Genomic DNA, 18,544 nt, shown 5'->3' with positions numbered 1-18,544 from the left:
CTTCGAGTATCGGTTTGCTAATTGGAGAAATTACGTGAAAAATTTAAATGAAATTAATATTATTAGAGCCATCATGTGCCTTTCTATCGTGGTTACACACTCAATATCGAATTACTTAAGAAATGTAGAGGTGGACCAAGCTGCATATGATCAGTACATTCTTTGGTTAAGATTTGCTTTACTTTGTTCTACTCCTATATTCATATTATTATCCGAAACTCTACTGTCTAAAAATTACCCAAATGGATTAAAAAATGGCTTTTTCTTAAAACGGATAAAGTATATTTTATTGCCTTACATATTGATTGGATTGATAGTTAGTTACAGAGGTTCTGATAAAGATTTTTCTTCTTTTATTGAAGTTGCTTTCCAGAAGGTAGTATTAGGCCAATGGTATGGATTTTTCGTCATTGTCATCTTCCAATTTTACATTCTTCATTGGCTTATTGGAAAATACTTGGCGCGGGTTAATCCTCTTGGACCTATACTTATTTCGTTCGCCATCTCTTTTGCACATGTATACTGTTTTGTGCATGTCAACTTCTATCAAAATCTCATATTGACTGACTATCCACTTTGGTACAAAACACACATCTTTATGTGGCTGTTTTATTTTATTGTCGCATTTTATATTGGTCAATACTATGAACAACTTATCACATTTTTAACAGACAAGATATGGGTGCCTGTTTTGATGACTCTTATCAGTTTTGGTATTATAATGTATAATTATTTGGAAATGGACTATACAAGAATTTCAAGTGAACGATATGATATGTTGCTGTATTCTGTGAGTATGTTCTTCCTTTTAGTAGCGTTAATTCGTAAATTCAATTATGACAATCAAACCTTGGTAATGATAAGTAATTTTTCATTTTTTATCTACTTAACCCATATGGTTTTTCTTCCTTACTTCGCTAAACTTTCAATGACGTTTGGCGATAACTTCTTTGCTTATGTAGCGATTATGGCTTTTCTCACCATCTCTTCCTGCATCGGAGTTGCGTTCTTATTATATCAAAGTGGACTCACACGACACTTCACTGGAAAAATAAAATATTTAGAGCCAGCAGCTTCAAATAAAGCCTCATTTGATAAGAGGTCTCAGAATGTAAATTATGAACAATAAGACTTTGCTTGCTTAAATTCTTTTGTAAAAAACCAGAAAAAAAAAGACTGTGAATTCAATCGACAGTCTTTCGAAAGCACTTCCTCAAAGGAAGTGCTTTTTTTATTGTTTTTCTAATGGCAAAAATTTCTTAATCAACGATTTTAGACGCTGTGGTTTCGATATTGTAGAACTTAAATTTCCATAATTAGTTCGGTAAAGAGTAATTATCTGCTTGTCCACTTTTAGAGGTTCAGCAGTGTCGGATGTGGAATGCAGCCGTACCCTGGTTCTTGGCGAGCGGGTAAACTGATCCAGCCTGAAATAGAAATCAAAGGTTGTATCTTTACTTGCTTCTGCCATCGGTTTACTATTCAGCTCGATTGTGAACGTCTGTTCTTCATACGGATAGACTTGCCCTTCAACAGCTTGATCCAGTTCGAGGCTGGCTACTAGCAATTCCCGATTGGTTTTTCTGTCTCTGGCATACAAGTTCCCCTTTAGCGGTTGCGAAGCTTTAGGAATCCATACCGTTCCAGACAGATTCCAATAACTTTCCTGCTTCTCGATATTTTCCACAACGACCTTGGGTTTATTGAATTTCGTGACATCGTATTCCGCATCGCTTCCCTGAAAGACAAAGAGGCCATTTTCCTGTTTTACAATTGGCGACTTTTCTGTATTCGTGAGCAGCTGCGAAACCCCCATCAGGTCCTCATCTTTCTCGGTCATCAGCAATTGGTATAGCAACTTTTCTTTATCGGGTAATTTTGAGGCAACAGTGGGTGGAATATTTCTTAGATAAGACAACACTAGATTTTTCCACTGATCCTTTTCCTGTTCAATAATAAGGGAAAACTTAAGAACATGCAGGCGCATGACGTCCAGTAAGCCTTTGAGATCGTGCTCATCGATGATTTGCTGCGGCCTATTCGTCGCAATCAGCCACTGACGATTTTCAGTCAGGGCTTCAAGGCGGTGCGCAGTGTTTTCCAGTTTCATTTGCTGTTGGGTTATAGACGGCTTAAGTTCTCCTTCGCGTATGCGCCATTTATAGACGACTTCATCAATGACTTGAATTTTTTTTGCCAGGACAGCCGCTTTTAAAGTTACAGACAAGTCTTCATAATACTTTCCTTCTATGAATCTTATCCCGTTATCAGTGAGCAATTCCCTTTTCCACAGTTTATTGCAGGCTATGCTGTCTTGGAGAAGTTCCGGGTTTTCCTGCAGCGTCGTTAACTTTTTCTCCTGGTACAAACCAAATTCCACATGGCGGGGAGGTGCATACTGCCGCTCTTTGTCGAAGCGGATCACTTTGCCTACCGCATAATCAGCCCCGCTTTCCTCTGCCGCTTCCACCAGCGAACGGATGGCTTTAGGCGGAATGATGTCATCCGAATCCAAAAAGAAAATATAGCTCCCGCTGCTTAAAGAGATGCCGCGATTACGCGTGTATCCCAAGCCGTGATTGTCCTGTGAGTAGACCCGAAAACGCTTGTCGTTTTGGGCAAATCGCTGAAGCGTCTCTTCACTTAAGTCGGTTGATCCATCATTGATTGCCACTACTTCAAGATTCTTATAGGTCTGCATGGCAACTGATTCCAAACAAGCTTCTAAATACGGAATTGCGTTATACACAGGAATAACGATAGAAACGAGAATTGCCATACTCTTCCCCCTTTATCTTTGTCTAAACACACTCTCAATCACTTTAGCGGAAGCTTTTCCATCCTCCAAGCTTCCGAACTCCTCAACAAATTGGTCCAAAGCTTCCCGATATTCAGTGAGTCTTTCAGGATGGGTTACGTAATTGAGCAATTCATCTATCGTTTCACAGACAGGTCCAGGTGCCTTGTCAGCAAAGTCGAAGTACATGCCACGCCGAGTAATATATTCATCCAAATCGTAGCAATACAGTAAAATCGGCCGCTTCAGCAGCGCATAATCGAACATGACAGACGAATAATCCGTGATTAGCATGTCGGCCACTAAATAGAGTTCTTGAATGTCCTGATAATTCGAAGCATCTATAATGTTCGGAGGCAATTCAAATTGGGCAATCTTATCTGACAATAAGTAATGGAGCCGAAGGACAAGCACAGTGTCTTCTCCGATCTCTTTACTTAAAATCTGGACGTCATCCAGCACACGCTGGAATGAATTTGGATCCCAATCCCTAAATGTCGGCGCGAACAGGATGACCCGTTTTTCAGAAGATACGCCTAGGTGCATACGTGCCTTTTCCAGAATTTCCGGGGGTTGGCTGATCAGCAGATCATTTCTCGGATAGCCTGTCTCCAGAATTTCACCGCCATACCTGAATCCCCTCTTCAGCACTTTGCTTGTGTATCGATTAGGAGAAACCAAGTAATCCCATACGTCGGTTTGCTTCTTTAACTTGGCAAGTTCCTGGTTAGTTGGCAGCTTCTTCTGGTCATAACCCATTCTTTTCAGCGGAGTGCCATGCCAGGTTTGCACATAAACTTGCTGTTCTTTCTTATCCGCAAGGTGAGCCATTCCCTGATTGTCGACCCAATACTTTGCACGATTCAGGTAATAAAGATGCTTCAGGCTGTTTCTCTTCACCTTTATGGCTGGACCTGGCAAATCCACAATTTCAGGGTCCTGGAAAGACCAGATGTATTTAAAGTTGCGGTCTGTTTTCACTAACTGCTCATATATATACTTGGGGCTGTCGCTGTATTGTTTGCCCATATGGCTTTCAAACAAGACCCAATTGGAGCGGACCGGCAATTTGGGAATCCAGCGCTTCGCCCATTTTTGGAAAGCGGACTCTTTGGACTGTGGTTTTTTAGCAGACTGCGCCGCTCTTCTTTGCTTTAACCTCCATTTGACTTGATCAATGTTTTTCAATGGCTGAACCCGGATAGAGAAGGAATTTTTTTGGTTGATGTAAATGCTTTTCGATAAGCTGCCCGTTTTCACTTCGATATTTGGCAACTCGCTTATTTCAGACTTCTTGACTAATACTTTGTGGAGATTGCCCATATGATTTACATACAAGGAAAGATAGTAATTGCCTTCCGTCATGTTTTCCACATGGAAGCTGATTGTTCCATCTTCCATTTTCTCTGAGACGAGCGTAGCTCCTGTCTGTCTGTTTCGCAGCATCCAAAAGGACGTAATGCTATCATCATCAATTGAGTTGATGTTTACATCCGCCTTGAATGAAAAAATTTTTTCATCCAAATGAATGGTTGAAATGCGATAAGTAATTAATGGACCTTGCATTTTTAAGAATTTTTGATGGTGAGCATCTGTTGAGGAAGCACTGAAATAATACTGGCTTCCGACTGTTTGGATTCGGTTGGCCACCGTTTCGTATCCATTAATATAAGCAATGTAATCATCAAATGCGGCACGGTCCCCGATGTACAGCAAGTAGTAGAGAATCCGATCCTTTTCCGCCAGGTTCAAAAACGCATACTCGTCCATTGTTTCATGCAAATAGTCATAGATCAGTGCATGGAACTTTTCTTTGTATTCCTCATCAAAAAGGAGATAGTCATTGGTATAAAGTTTTAGATCGTGCCGTAGAAATTTATTGTTTTTTTCTTTTTGATAAAGCGAAGCTCCGCTTTCTCTCAGAAATTGGTCGAAATAACGGTGGGCCACGATGCGGTTTTGAAAATTATCAAATTCAAAGCGCCGATTGGTGATCGATTTCACATCGCTGTTTTCCACCACTCGCCAGTAGTAGACCGGCTCCGGAATAATACTGAATGATTCGGCAAGAAAATAAGCTTTTCCTGTGAAAACGATATCTTCATAATGGATGCCTTCGGGGAACCGCAGCTGGTGAGCATCCAGAAACGATCGTTTGTAGATTTTATTGACAGATAAACTGTCGAATAACATCCCCATAAATTCCCGGATATTCAAGTTGGTGCGTTCAGTCGAATACAATTGCTTGTGGTACCAAATTTCGTAATTATTAGTGCGAATCACTTGGCCTGCCACAAAGTCCGAATCGGTGCGATCCATTGCTTCCACCATTTTTTCACAGGCCGTCACTGTGTACCAATCGTCTCCATCCAAGAACATCAAGTATTCGCCGGTTGAATTGGCAATTCCGGTATTCCGCGGCGTACTGCAGCCTCCGCTGTTTTCAGGGAGATGAATAGCTTTAAAATTGGGCTTCCCTTCCACAAAGCGATCAATCAGTTCTCCTGTCCGGTCGCTTGAAAAATCGTTGACGACTACAACTTCCAAATTGGCATAAGTTTGTTCTTGCAACGATTGCAGTGCTTCTTCTATGTACAATTCGTTATTGAAGGCAATGACGACTACAGAGAGTTTCGGCGGCTGCTGCATATCTTTACGATTGACCATCTCGTTGCCCTCCCAACTCTTCAAAAAGTTCATACCATTGCTGTTTGATGACTTTCTTATCAAACTTCAGGCTGTTTTCATAAGCCTTCCTGCTATAGGAATAAAACAGCTCTGGATTATCCGCCAAGCGTTTTATATGCCGCCCTATTAGATGGACATCTCCAACAGGTGCAATCAGGCTATCTTCATACTCCGTTAAGATTTCACGAATGCCTGGAGCACAATCAGTGGAAACACATGGCAAACCGCATGACTGTGCTTCTATCAACGACATAGGAAGGCCTTCTGCTTTTGAAGACAGGACAAAGAGACTGGCTTCTCTTAAAGAAGCCTCAATGTCTTCAGTCTGCCCTTCCAAAAAGACCCGCTCTTCCAGATCGAATATGCGAATGAGATTTTGGAGCGATCCTTCTGCTGGCCCTTCTCCATAAATATGAAGTGTCCATCCTGGCAGCGTATCTGCCACGGATGCAAAAGACTCGATCAAGACATCAAAACCTTTGCCTGCTACCAATCTTCCGGAGGAAACGATTTTTTTATGCTGATACAATGTCTCTGGAGGGGTGAAATGACGAAAAGGTGAGGGATTGTACATTACTCCTGTATTCGTAAACCCAGCCTCTTTAAAATGCTCTTCATCTTTTTGTGTCAGAAGAAGAAACTTCGAAACTTGGCGGTAATGGCTCAGTATCCGTTTGTAGCGCTGGGAACTTTTAGCGGCTGCTACACTTTCATGGCTTTGGCCGATGAATTTGATGTTTCTTTTATAAAGCACCGGCTGCATCCATTGCATGCCATAAACTTGAATCGCAATGACATACACTTCTTCATCTCCGAAATCCTCAAAAAACTTTTTCACATTATTGCGCTGCTTCTGCAGACGATAGCGGCGCTTCAGATCTTTTGACACTTTCATCAACCGCCACTGCTTCAAGTTCGAAGAAAGCTCGATTGGTGCAGGAGGCCGATAATTGTCTTTGTGGATGAGCTTTACAGGAACATCTTCCGAAAAATAACTGGGAGCATTTTTCTGTTCATTGACACTTAAAATGGAGACATGATGACCATCTTTCATAAATTCTTCCGTCAAAATAGAAGCCACCCGTTGCGCACCGCCATGGCTATTGAATTCATTGATTAGAAAAACGATATTCTTTCGCTCCATATGATTACTCCTTGTGAATAGATTGGCCTTCAGCGGTTTATATTATGATTTAGCCGTCTTCTCGAGCCGCAGATACTTGTTCGCGGTTTGGATATCAGCCGTATAGGTTTCTGTAGAATAAGGCTCTCTCGGGTATTCATTCAGTTTTGATGCCCAGACCAGATTCAAAAACCGATGGTGCGGCGCATTTGCCATCCGGTAGCTCAAATGGCTTTCATACCTTCCAGGCTCAAGTTCTGCCATATCCAGCACCACTTTGAAGCGGGAAAAATTATAGACTTTCCCTTGCGGATTATAAGCCGGATTTTCTGTGATTTCTTCTGTTTCACTGACTTCGACAGGAAACACGCAGCGTTCAAAACTGCTGAGATCCGTCAAATAAAACTTCATCAAGACGTCATTTTCAAATTTTGTTTCATAGCCTCGAACAAAAGCGACTCCTTCGATATGGAGCAACTCGTCTTCGACCCAAATCCTGTTAACTTGCTGCTCCACTTTTCCGATATTTTCAATCGCCAATTCCAGGCTGTTTTGCTGAACTTTGAACTGGTATTGAAAATGATCGGCTCCCTTGCTTTGCTGCTCTCTGATGTCAGCCTTTCCTGCCCAAATGGAAAACTCCACTGCTTTTTTGTTTTCCATTTCTTCACGCAGCCAGAAATTGAATTTCCCCGGCTTGAAAAACAAAGGAAACTCTGTTTCGCTGAAACTGACCGTAAATCCTTTACTTGCCGGTTCCAAATCCTTCATGACGGTTTCCCCGGTCCGGTTATCCCGTATAGCCAGCTGGAAGCGCCCTTGAACATCGACCATTTGCTGGTCCCGAACAAACCCGTTTAATTGAAGGTTAAAGCCGTCTTCTGTCGTTCCATAGTGCACCTGTTCAATGGCATGCTCATACTGAATTTCCGCCTGGATGGATTCAATCGGTTTTCTTCCACTCATAAACTCCGCATACATGGAGCCGACGAATTTGGCATCGCCATACGTTATAAGTTCTCCCTGATGGATCCAGGCAGCTTTTGAACAAAAAGATTCGACCGCATGATTATCATGGCTTACAAAAATAATCGTTTTTCCCTGAAGCTTAAAGTCATTCATTTTTTCCATGCATTTTTTTTGGAAAGATGAGTCCCCCACCGCCAATGCTTCATCGACGATTAAAATATCAGGATCTACATTGACTGAGATCGCAAATCCCAGTTTGGCTTTCATTCCGGAAGAGTAGTTCTTTACAGGCTGGCCAATAAATTCTCCCAGCTCTGAAAACTCGATAATGTCGTCGATTTTCGCCAGCATTTCCTGTTTTGAATAGCCCAGAAGTGTGCCTTTCATGAAAATATTGTCGTAGCCGCTTAATTCCGAATCAATGCCTGAACTAACATCAAGAAACACGATGGACCCATGGACATCCACCTTCCCTGAAGTCGGTTCTGTGATGCCTGTGATGATTTTCAGCAAAGTTGATTTACCAGAGCCGTTTTTCCCGAGGATGCCAATGGATTCCCCTTTAGGGAATTCAATTGTCACGCCCATCAGCGCAAAAAAATCTTTATGCAGTTTCTTGCGGGTGACCACTTCTTTGATCGGACCCCATGGATCCTTATATAAACTGTATTTTTTTGTGATATCTTTAACACTCACTGCTACATCCATCATGATCCGCCTTTCAAGAATAAAACTTACAAAGTATCAAGGAATATCGGCTTCATTCGCTTATGCAAGTAATTGCCCAACAAGAAGAAAATAAATACGAGGACCCAAAAATAGAAGGTATACACCGGCTGCTCCCAAAATCCAATGTCATAGAAAAAAGAATCCCGGTAACCTTGGACAATGTAATGGAACGGATTAAGCTTGATGATCCACTCGAATCTGCCCAGATTATCAGCTGACCAAAAAATTGGGGTCATCCAGAAAAGGAAAACCAGAATGGTATCGAGAAACCGTCCAAAATCCTTGCTGACCGCGACCAAGGGAGCTGTTATCGAACCTATCCCCAACAGCAGCATAAGCGCTGCAAAATCATAGTAAATCAGCTGGAAATTATAGAGAGAGACGGTTTGAAGTGATAAAGCCGTCAAAACGAAAACCACTGCCAACAGGATCAAGTGGATATAATACGAAAAAAGGATCTGCACGGCCGGCAATATGGCAACCGGGAAAGGTGTATTCTTAATAATGGATCTTTTGCTTCGAAATGATTTTTGTGTAAGCCGAAAGCCGTCATTAAGAAGAAACCATGCGGCCATGCCAATCGCCAGCCAGGCAAAATAAGGAGCTCCATCGACCGGGCCGCCAGCTCTTGCTCCTATACTGAAAACAAACCAGAAAACCGCAATTCGCATCAGCGGATTGGCGAGGCCCCACACAAATCCCAAAAGGGTTCCTGCGTATTCTCTTTTTATTTCCTGGATGGAAAGGGCCTGAATCATTTTTCGGCGCTTCCACATTTCCTTATAAATATCAAACATTAGTCTACCCCTCTGCACCCTGCAAAAATGATGGTCTGTTTAATTGAAGCCATCGGGATTTTGAACCTGCCAGTTCCAGGAGTCCCGACACATCTCTTTTAAATTTTTTTCGGCTTGCCATCCCAGCAAAGTCTTCGCTTTTTTAGGATTGGCGTAGCAAACCCCAATATCACCGGGTCTTCTATCAGTAATTTTATAAGGGATTTCTTTTCCTGTCACTTCATTGAAGCTGCGAACAATATCCAATACACTATAGCCAATTCCTGTCCCCAAATTAAAGGTTTCCACCCCTTCATGTGCTTCCAGGTATTCCAGCGCTTTAATATGTCCCTTCACCAAATCCATAACATGGATGTAATCACGTACACCAGTGCCATCGCTGGTATCGTAATCTCCTCCGAATACTTGCAGCTCCTGCCGTTTCCCAATTGCTACTTGTGTAATGAAAGGAATCAGGTTATTTGGGATTCCTCGGGGATCTTCACCCAGTTTGCCGCTTGGATGCGCTCCGATCGGATTAAAATAACGCAAAATCGCTATGCGGAAAGAAGGATTTGAAACAGCCAAATCCCGTAATATTTCTTCAATCATTAATTTGGTGCGTCCATAAGGATTAGTAGCAGATAAGGAAAACGACTCTTCAATCGGCACACGTTCGGGATGGCCGTAAACCGTTGCAGAAGAACTGAAAACAAGTTTCTGCACACCATGTTTCAACATGATCTCGCACAGCGTTAATGAGCCGGTGATGTTATTATTATAATAGCTAAGCGGCATTTCAACTGATTGCCCTACAGCTTTGTACCCGGCAAAATGCATCACAGCTGAAATATCATACTTGGAAAAAACATCATCCAAAGCCTGATAATCCAGTAGATCCACTTGATGAAAAGCCAATTCCTTGCCGGTCATTTCTTTTATGCGGTCTATTGAAGCCATTTGGCTATTCGATAGATTATCCACCACCACAACTTTATAACCATTTTCAAGCAATTCCACAGTAGCGTGGCTGCCAATAAATCCTGCTCCCCCAGTTACGAGCACCGCCATATACATCCCTCTTTTTAAAGTTTTTTATAAATTGGAATATTTAGATAATTGTAATTGATTCTATTATACTGTATGTACTGCGATTTACCACCAAAACATGTGACTTAATCATTCTTTTTATATAAAAAAAAGCCGTCTTGTGAAATCAATCGATTCACAAGACGGCTTTAAGTTGAGCAGATGTTATTCTTTGTTAATAATATCGGAAACATAGTAAAAACCGTATTCGTCCATAACAATCGTATAGGTTTTGCTGCGTTCCTGAACTGACCATTCTCCGGCTGCATCTTTAAGATCGAATGCTTCTTCCGTATGAACGATTGCGTGGTCCTCAAAAATTTCAATTCCTGAAATCTCGAGCTTCGTAAAGTTGAACTCCATTCCCTTGCCTGCAATATCTGTAATGTACTCGGAAATGCCATTGTAGATGTCACTCTGATATACCAACAGATTCTGGACATAGAAAAAGTCTTCTTCTTTTAGTGATGTTTCGTAGTAATAACGGAAATCACCGATAAATTCACTCAAGTTGGTTTCATTGAATTTCATTTCCAGATCAATATCGTATTCATAATCTTCGTCTTCGTAGCCGCTGAAATCGTCATAGACTTTAAATAAAGCTGCGACTTCTTCTGCTGACATCGGGTTTGTAACCCACTGAGACAATTGGTCGTACATCGAATATATCGGAATCGAGAAGCCAATTGAATCGCCTTCTTCGATAACTAGCGAGTTAATGCCGATGACTTTGCCGGTTGTTGCGTCGACTAATGGGCCACCACTGCTTCCCGGTGCAATTTTCGCGTCAATCTGATAAATATTTTCGTAGGTGAATTCCTGGTAGAAGTCACGGTCAATTCCTGTCAGATATCCCATTGACGCGGTATTTTCCATCCCTGCTGGACTGCCAAGTGCAATAACTTCAGTTCCTACATCCGTTGCTTCCATCTCAACTTCCAAAGGCGTGATCCCTTCGAATGCTTCTACATGGATCAACGCAATATCGGATTCATCGGAAATGCCGACAACTGTACCAGGGTGGTCCTGACCATTGATATTACGGACTACAACATCTGTAAATCCTGCAACAGCATGGGCATTGGTGACAACCATGCCTGTATCAGAGAACAAGAATCCTGAGCCTTGTCCGCCTTCTGTCAAAACAGTATAGACTTTTTGCTGGGCTTCTTTGATAATGGCCGTTTTCTCTTTTTTCTTCGGTTCCACTTTTTCCGGCTGCTCGGAAGGCGGCACTACGTTTTCCACTTTTGTTACAGTACCTGCTGTCTCATCTTCGGCTGGAACCGTCTCTTCAGGTTCTTCAATCTTTTCCACTTTACCTGGTTCGATTTCAGGCTCTTCCTCAGGCTCTTCTTTTACTTCCGGCTCCACTGGTTCAGTTTCTTTTTCAACTTGCTGCTCTTCTTTTGGCGGCTCCGCCTGTTCTTTCTCATCATCCATTAATTGTGCAGAACCGATTCCAACACCGAGCAATGTCAAAACCAGTACGATTGCATAAATAAAATTACGTTTTTTTTGTTTCTTGCTTCTTCTTTGCATTAACGAATGCCCGCAATTTTTGCAAAATTTCGCGCCTTCTTCATTTTCTGTTCCACATTTATTACACGTCATGTTTATACCTCCTGATGGACTAGCATAAATCCCCTTAATTTCTTCCATTATAAACCTTATAACGTCAAACAACTACTCAGGGTTGCAAGATGTCATGAACTCTTCGCATTTGTAATAAATCTATCTATTCAGAAGATAATTTTATCATAGATAGCATATTAGCAGTTAACTTTAGCACGAAAATGTAAAATATTCTTAAATAAACAGTTTAATTTCTTGATTTATAAAGATATAATAGTATTAGTAAAATACTATATTTTAGGAGATGTAAGATGAAGGAATTTTTGGATGTATTTAAAAAGGCTTTTAATTTCAGCGATCGGTCACGCCGCAAAGAATTTTGGATATTTACTTTGTGGGTGTTCATCATCAGTATCGTCTTGGCAATTGTCGAGTATGCAACTGGACTGGTAATTGATCCGGACATCGGCATTTTAACAACTATTTTCTCTCTCTTAGTTTTAATTCCGAGCTTATCGGTTACCGTTCGCAGACTTCATGATATCGGCCGTACAGGCTGGTGGATCCTACTAGCTTTGATTCCTTTACTTGGCTGGATCGCTTTGTTCGTCCTCACATTACTGGACAGCGAATCAGGAAGCAATAAATATGGGTCGAACCCTAAAGAAACTGCCCATGAATTTGCTGCCGCAAAAAATTGATGCCAAAAAGCCACAACTGTTTAATTACAGTTGCGGCTTTTTTTATTATAGTTAACTGCGGACATCTATTTTACGTCAATATCGTATAACTTTTTTTGAACCGTCAATAAATCTTCGAAATTGTTGGTTACAATCGGGGAATCCGCTTCTATTTCCTGAGACAGGATATTCAGTTCTTGAATCAATTCATCCAAACTCGATTGATACTGCTGGTATTGCTCGAAGCTGATCGTTTCTTCATCATCCAAATCTGCAAGCAATGCTTCGAGGTCTTCTTCCAGGTCGGCTATTTGTTTCTCGTAGGGGCCTAATCTCTCTATAACTCCTGCTCCCGGTACATAAGATGGCTTTTGTCCTTCAGATGCTGGGGTTGTCATTGCCATATTGGCCGCTGTGTCCATATGCGTCGTCAAAACAAATCCAAGGGCGAGAACAGGAACAGACATTTTCAAAAACGAAGTCTTCAAATGATCTTCCTCCTTCAAAATGATTAGGCGTTTCATTCAGCTTATACCATCTTTCGAACGCCGTAATCCCTTTTTCAGGAGTCTTTATAATTTCTTAATCTTCGCTTTACAAACCAATTTTAATACAACGATTTACTCATCGATTTTTGAACCACTTGCAGGAAAGCATGGAGATCCTGCTCAGTTGTTTTTTTGGAAAATGAAATCCGGATAAATTTTCGGGCAACATCCTTTTCAATGCCCATAGCGCTCATGGCGGACATTGCTTCCCCTGCACCGATTTTACAGGCCGTTCCTGTAGAGATCGCAATCTGCTGTCGATTGCATTCAAGCATCATCCACTGCCCTTCTACGTGAGGCAAGAGCATGCCTTGTATGAAAGGTGATTTTTTCGCTTTATCTCCTGTCAGCTCAACTTCTTCTGGAAGCAGTTCCATGAAATAACGCTGCAGACTTTCAGCATGCGCCTCCGCTGCTTTCTGCTCAGCTACTGCCTCTTTTGCCGCAATTGTTGCTGACGCTATTCCAGGCAAATCCACTGTTCCAGCACGGAAGCCTTCTTGATGAGTAGTTCCTTCATAAACCGATTCCCAGTGAACACTCGGATCAATCCATACAATGCCCACTCCTTTCGGTCCACCGACTTTATGACCCGAACAAACAGCAGAACTAACCCCCAGTAAGGACAGGTCTACAGGGATTTTTCCAAAACCCTGAACAATATCGCAATGAAAAGGCACAGCTTTTTCTTTCGCATACGCTGCACATTCCATTACGGGTTGAATTGCCCCCATTTCCGAATTGACAAGTTGGATTGCGATTAACGCTGTTCGGTCTGTCACCAGCTTTTGATACTGTTTAAAATCAAGGATCCCATCTGAATTTACCGGCACATAGCAGATTTGATATCCTTCCTTCTCCAGTTCGTGCAAAGCGGTCAGAACGGAAGCATGCTCGAGTTTCGTCGTTACGATTTCCCGCTGTTCAGGCCCTCTGCCCCGAAGAAGCGAGCGGATCGCCAATTGATTTCCTTCAGAGGCATTGCCTGTAAAGTACACACCTTCCGCACGCACATTGAGAAACCCTCCCCACATTTGCCGGCATCCCTTTAACAGATTGAAAGCAACGGAACCTGCATCATGCAGGCTCTGTGTATTTCCAAAAACCTGTGCGGCTGTTTCTGCATAGGCATCAATAGCCGATTGCCGCATAGGAGATGTAGCTGCATAATCCAAATAAATCACCATTTTTTCATCATTTCCTTTTCAAACTGGATTTTAATCTTGTAATCACTCTATCTTTATGTCATTAATAGTGTCAAGACACATGTAAAGTTGGTGTAAACTTATGGTTGATGTTTGTATTATTGGCGGAGGCGCTGCCGGACTGATGCTGGCGCATTCTCTTCCGCAGTCTCTTTCCGTCGTTGTCCTCACGAAAGAAGATCCCTTTTCAAGCAATACTGCTCTTGCACAGGGGGGCATTGCTGCCAGCATCGGTCCCGGTGATCAGACCGCGGACCATGCTGCTGATACACGATCCGCTGCAGCCAACCATGCAGCTCCCGACCGGGTCGAATTTCTGGTCCAGGAAGGCAAGACATTAATGGAAAGTCTGTTGTCACAGGGCTTGCCTTTCGATGCAGATCCAGCTGGCTTGCCTATGCTCGGACAAGAAGCTGCACATTCTGCGAGAAGGATTCTGCATGCAGGCGGTGATCAGACCGGCAAAATGCTGCTGCAGTATTTAAGAATTAAGACCGAAAACCGCATTAAGCTTATGCCTTTTCATACGGCACTAGAGCTGGCTATGAATAAAGGCGAGTGCATAGGTATCTGTGTCGAAGACGCTTTCGGCAAACGTTCAGTTATTCAAGCTCATCATACTGTGCTGGCAACCGGCGGTATCGGAAAATTGTACAGCCAAACTTCCAACTCCCCTGTTGCGACAGGAGACGGTTTATCATTGGCATTTCATGCAGGAGCCATACTTGAAGATCTGGAATTCGTCCAATTCCATCCAACTGTTTTCACTCTCAAAGGCAAATCATGTGGATTGATTTCCGAGGCGGTTCGTGGGGAAGGTGCTTATTTGGTCGATTCAGTTGGCAAGCGCATCATGGAAGGCGTTCATCCATCGATGGAACTCGCGCCGCGGGACATGGTCGCTCGCGCAATTGAATGGCATTGGCAGCAGAAAGGCCCCGTGTTTCTTGATGCAAGGCACATTCAGGATTTCCATGCGAAGTTCCCTTCCATCCATAAAAACCTGGGCACGCACCTTATAGCCCCTGAAAAACAAGTGATTCCTGTTAGGCCTGGAGCTCATTTTCACATGGGTGGCGTCCAGACCAATGAATGGGGCGAAACAAATATCTCCCGCCTCTATGCGATCGGAGAAATTGCCTCGACCGGCGTTCATGGCGCAAACCGGCTCGCCAGCAATTCTTTGCTTGAAAGCTTGGTGTTTGCCAAGCGTCTGGCGACCAGAATCCAAACTTATGGATTCGCCTACCAAGAATCCCGTTTTGCATTACATATGCCGATAAAGGAGTTTTCCCTCCCAGCCAATTTGCAATTGCGCATGACCCAGCAAGTCGGCATCTTAAGGGAGGTAGACGCATTGAGGAAATTCACATCGGATTTTCCTTTGGTGCGATTTGATTTGCATCACTATTCCGGTCAGCAGATCAAGGAAATCCATCGCTACACGGCCAGCAGTTTGATTGCCGAAGCTGCGCTGTATCGTGATGAAAGCCGGGGTGCCCATTACCGCTCCGATGCACCCCGGCCGTCAGAACAATGGACAGGGAAAACAGTTGAACTTTCGCTTGATGGCGTAGCCATTGGAGAACGGAAAATATATCAAAAGGAGACCGTGTTATGAATCGATTGAAGGCCGAAGAAGCAATTAAACTTTTTTTATTGGAGGATATTGGAGATCGTGATGTGTCTTCTGTTTTATTCACCCCGTCCGATCGAGGGGAAGCAATTGTTCGCTTGAAACAAGATGGCATTGTGGCGGGTCTTGAATGCTTCCAATGGGGCTATCATTTATTGGATCCAAGTATCACCGTCGATCTTCTTGTTAAAGATGGAGAGTTTGTGGCTGCCGGTGAAGCGATTGCCCGTATTTACGGTCCTGTTGCTACTTTATTGGCAGGAGAGCGTGTGCTGTTGAATCTGGTGCAGCGCATGAGTGCCATTGCAACCTTGACCGCTCATTGCGTCGAGGCTTTGGGTTCTTCTCATACCCGCATTGTCGATACCCGAAAGACCACCCCTGGACTACGGATGTTCGAAAAATACGCGGTGCGTGTCGGCGGAGGTTTTAATCACCGGAACGGTCTGTATGATGCAGTCATGTTAAAAGACAATCACATCGCAGCAGCCGGGTCCATCAAACAGGCTATCCAAAAAGTTCGGTCCGCGCTAGGACACATGACCATGATCGAAGTCGAAGTCGAAAGTTTGGCTGAGTTGCAGGAAGCAGTTTCAGCGCGGCCTGATGTCATCATGTTCGACAACCAGACACCCCAAACTATTGCAGACTGGGTGCAGCTCGTTCCGGAAACGATCCGCACCGAAGCTTCCGGAGGCATTGATCTGAAAAAGCTTGCTGCTTACCGGCATACAGGAGTTGATGTAATTTCCATTGGTGCGCTGACCCATAGCGTACACAACCTGGACATCAGCATGAATTTAGCTATCTCACATAAGGAGGCCATCCATTAATGACTTCATTTTTGAAGGAACTGCAACAGACAGACGCTATGCCCGATGCTTTCTTGCAAGCGACCACTAAAGAATTGCATGAACGTGCAGAGCGTGCACGTGCTGAACTTGGCAATCGCTTGTATATTCTCGGCCATCATTACCAGAAAGACGAAGTCATTAAATACGCCGACGTCACCGGCGATTCGCTTCAATTGTCACAAATTGCCGGAAACCAGACAGCTGAATACATCATCTTCTGCGGCGTTCATTTTATGGCGGAAACTGCGGACATCCTGACAGAAACCGATCAAGCAGTCATTCTGCCCGATATGCGTGCCGGTTGTTCCATGGCGGATATGGCCAATATCGATCAGACTGAACGCGCCTGGACACAGTTGCAGGAATTGTTCGGCGACACGATCGTCCCTTTGACTTATGTCAATTCTACAGCCGCCATCAAAGCTTTTGTCGGACGCAATGGCGGCGCAACCGTGACCTCGTCAAATGCCGAGCCGATGGTGCGCTGGGCATTGACGCAAAAAGAGCGCATGCTGTTTTTGCCGGATCAGCATCTCGGCCGGAACACGGCGGTCAAACTGGGCATCCCACTCGAACAGATGGCCATTTGGGATCCGATCAAGCAAAAGCTTGAAGCGCAATGCCCGGTAGAAGATGTGCGTGTCATTCTTTGGAAAGGCCATTGTTCCGTCCATATGAATTTCCTGCCGAAGCATATCGACAATCTGCGGACGAATGAACCCGATCGCCGCATCCTAGTCCATCCGGAATGTACTTATGAAGTGGTCAGCCAATCGGATTTCTCCGGCTCGACAAAATACATCATCGACATGATCGAGGCAGCCGAAGCTGGATCCAAATGGGCAATCGGCACCGAGATGAATTTGGTCAACCGCCTGATTGCCGATCATCCGGAGCTCGACATCGTCTCGCTCAATCCGTATATGTGTCCGTGCCTGACGATGAACCGCATCGATTTGCCCCACCTGACATGGGCGATGGAGGAATTACTGGAAGGACGCGTCATCAATCGCATCCAAGTCGATTCCCAAACTTCCATTGAAGCCAAAATGGCTTTGGAAAAGATGATGTGACTGGAGAAAGGCTGCGCGCCTTCCTTTTTGAATGATGAGGTGTGGTCTTTGTTGTTCGGGGTGCGGTTAGCTCGCTTTGAGGTGCGGTCTTTGCCGTTTGAGGTGCGGTTAGCTCGCTTTGAGGTGCGGTCTTTGCCGTTTGAGGTGCGGTCGTGTTTTTCAACTCATCTTCCGGACGGAAAAAAAATACAGCCACCCCCTTGGGGCGGCTGTATTTTTTAATGGGCTCTTGTTAATCTGCGGCTGCGTCCATCATATGGCAACTGAGCTTTAGATTTGCCCTCTTTTTCTTCAATTTCACGCACACGATTTTCAATCGCTGCTGAAATCAATCCTAAAACTGTCCCGAAAGCAGCTCCGGCAACCACCTCAACTGGCTGGTGACCGAGTAATTCCTTTAATTCTTTTTCACGTTGAATAAATTCAAAACTTGGAAATTCACCGGAAAACTTCACAAAACTGTCTTCTAAATCGTTGACCAGCCTTGCAATCTCTCCTGTATGGCGGCGGATGCCCTGTGCATCGTACATGACAATAACGCCAAATACGATGGCCAATGCTGTCTCTGTGTGACGTGCTCCTTTATTAGCAGCTACGTATGAAGCCAGTGCTGATACTCCCGCTGAGTGGGAACTTGGCATGCCGCCTGTTGTAAAGGCCTGCCTCCAATCCCATTCTCCTGTTACTGTTTTATGTGTGACAATCTTTAACGCCTGTGCCACTCCAATTGCACCTAATGAGGTAATCATTCCCCGGTTCATTTTTCTCATCTGCTCATCCTCCAGTTTCAGCCTGGCAACCA

The 18,544-nt window shown here is 43.7% G+C and carries 15 protein-coding genes; 5 read left to right on the top strand and 10 right to left on the bottom strand.

The window, feature by feature from the left end; all coding sequences use genetic code 11:
- Positions 1-34 precede the first annotated feature (34 nt).
- Positions 35-1,129, top strand: a complete 1,095-nt coding sequence (locus tag FQV26_RS04950) for an acyltransferase family protein (RefSeq protein WP_146556252.1) — start codon at positions 35-37, stop codon at positions 1,127-1,129.
- Between the two features lie 102 nt (positions 1,130-1,231).
- Here FQV26_RS04950 and FQV26_RS04945 read toward each other — a convergent pair whose 3' ends face one another.
- The 7 genes from FQV26_RS04945 to FQV26_RS04915 form a co-directional block, all read right to left on the bottom strand.
- Positions 1,232-2,779: a glycosyltransferase family 2 protein gene (locus FQV26_RS04945; RefSeq protein ID WP_146556251.1), complete on the bottom strand. Its 1,548-nt coding sequence runs from the start codon at positions 2,777-2,779 to the stop codon at positions 1,232-1,234.
- Positions 2,780-2,791: 12 nt separating this feature from the next.
- Positions 2,792-5,464 (bottom strand): bifunctional glycosyltransferase/CDP-glycerol:glycerophosphate glycerophosphotransferase, encoded by a 2,673-nt coding sequence (locus tag FQV26_RS04940; RefSeq protein ID WP_186759631.1) that lies wholly within the window; start codon positions 5,462-5,464, stop codon positions 2,792-2,794.
- Entirely contained in the window at positions 5,451-6,629 is a 1,179-nt protein-coding gene (locus FQV26_RS04935; RefSeq protein ID WP_146556249.1) for a glycosyltransferase, read from the bottom strand. Before FQV26_RS04935 ends, FQV26_RS04940 begins: the two co-directional genes overlap by 14 nt.
- 42 nt (positions 6,630-6,671) lie before the next feature.
- The gene (locus tag FQV26_RS04930) at positions 6,672-8,285 is read right to left on the bottom strand and encodes an ABC transporter ATP-binding protein (protein ID WP_186759630.1); all 1,614 of its coding nucleotides are present in this window, start codon (positions 8,283-8,285) and stop codon (positions 6,672-6,674) included.
- Between the two features lie 26 nt (positions 8,286-8,311).
- On the bottom strand, positions 8,312-9,103 hold the full coding sequence (locus tag FQV26_RS04925) for an ABC transporter permease (RefSeq protein WP_146556247.1): 792 nt from the start codon (positions 9,101-9,103) through the stop codon (positions 8,312-8,314).
- A gap of 39 nt (positions 9,104-9,142) precedes the next feature.
- Positions 9,143-10,153 carry a UDP-glucose 4-epimerase GalE gene (gene galE, locus FQV26_RS04920; RefSeq protein WP_146556246.1) on the bottom strand — a complete coding sequence of 337 codons (1,011 nt, stop codon included), beginning with the start codon at positions 10,151-10,153 and terminating at the stop codon, positions 9,143-9,145.
- A gap of 183 nt (positions 10,154-10,336) precedes the next feature.
- Positions 10,337-11,785: a trypsin-like peptidase domain-containing protein gene (locus FQV26_RS04915; protein WP_146556245.1), complete on the bottom strand. Its 1,449-nt coding sequence runs from the start codon at positions 11,783-11,785 to the stop codon at positions 10,337-10,339.
- A gap of 272 nt (positions 11,786-12,057) precedes the next feature.
- Between FQV26_RS04915 and FQV26_RS04910 the strand changes: the two genes are divergently transcribed.
- Complete coding sequence (locus tag FQV26_RS04910) at positions 12,058-12,447, top strand: DUF805 domain-containing protein (protein ID WP_146556244.1); 390 nt, start codon at positions 12,058-12,060, stop codon at positions 12,445-12,447.
- A 65-nt stretch (positions 12,448-12,512) separates the two neighbouring features.
- Here the strand turns inward: FQV26_RS04910 and FQV26_RS04905 are convergent, their stop codons facing one another.
- Both FQV26_RS04905 and FQV26_RS04900 read right to left on the bottom strand, forming a co-directional pair.
- On the bottom strand, positions 12,513-12,914 hold the full coding sequence (locus FQV26_RS04905; RefSeq protein ID WP_146556243.1) for a hypothetical protein: 402 nt from the start codon (positions 12,912-12,914) through the stop codon (positions 12,513-12,515).
- A 119-nt stretch (positions 12,915-13,033) separates the two neighbouring features.
- Positions 13,034-14,161, bottom strand: a complete 1,128-nt coding sequence (locus tag FQV26_RS04900; protein ID WP_186759629.1) for an IscS subfamily cysteine desulfurase — start codon at positions 14,159-14,161, stop codon at positions 13,034-13,036.
- A gap of 100 nt (positions 14,162-14,261) precedes the next feature.
- Here FQV26_RS04900 and nadB point away from each other — a divergent pair, with 100 nt between their 5' ends.
- From nadB to nadA, 3 genes are read left to right on the top strand one after another with little or no spacing between them, the layout of a single operon-like run.
- Positions 14,262-15,800, top strand: coding sequence for an L-aspartate oxidase (gene nadB, locus FQV26_RS04895; protein ID WP_146556242.1), 1,539 nt, complete (start codon positions 14,262-14,264; stop codon positions 15,798-15,800).
- On the top strand, positions 15,797-16,648 hold the full coding sequence (gene nadC / locus FQV26_RS04890; protein WP_146556241.1) for a carboxylating nicotinate-nucleotide diphosphorylase: 852 nt from the start codon (positions 15,797-15,799) through the stop codon (positions 16,646-16,648). The genes nadB and nadC overlap by 4 nt, the downstream gene beginning before the upstream one ends.
- Positions 16,648-17,742: a quinolinate synthase NadA gene (gene nadA / locus FQV26_RS04885; RefSeq protein ID WP_146556240.1), complete on the top strand. Its 1,095-nt coding sequence runs from the start codon at positions 16,648-16,650 to the stop codon at positions 17,740-17,742. Before nadC ends, nadA begins: the two co-directional genes overlap by 1 nt.
- Positions 17,743-17,960: 218 nt before the next feature.
- Here nadA and FQV26_RS04880 read toward each other — a convergent pair whose 3' ends face one another.
- Positions 17,961-18,512: a divergent PAP2 family protein gene (locus FQV26_RS04880; RefSeq protein WP_146556239.1), complete on the bottom strand. Its 552-nt coding sequence runs from the start codon at positions 18,510-18,512 to the stop codon at positions 17,961-17,963.
- Positions 18,513-18,544 lie beyond the last annotated feature (32 nt).

It is taken from the genome of Planococcus sp. CPCC 101016, assembly GCF_007859295.1.
Classification (GTDB): Bacteria; Bacillota; Bacilli; order Bacillales_A; family Planococcaceae; genus Planococcus.
Note: the sequence above shows the minus strand (reverse complement) of the source record. Positions and strands in the feature narration are given on the sequence as shown.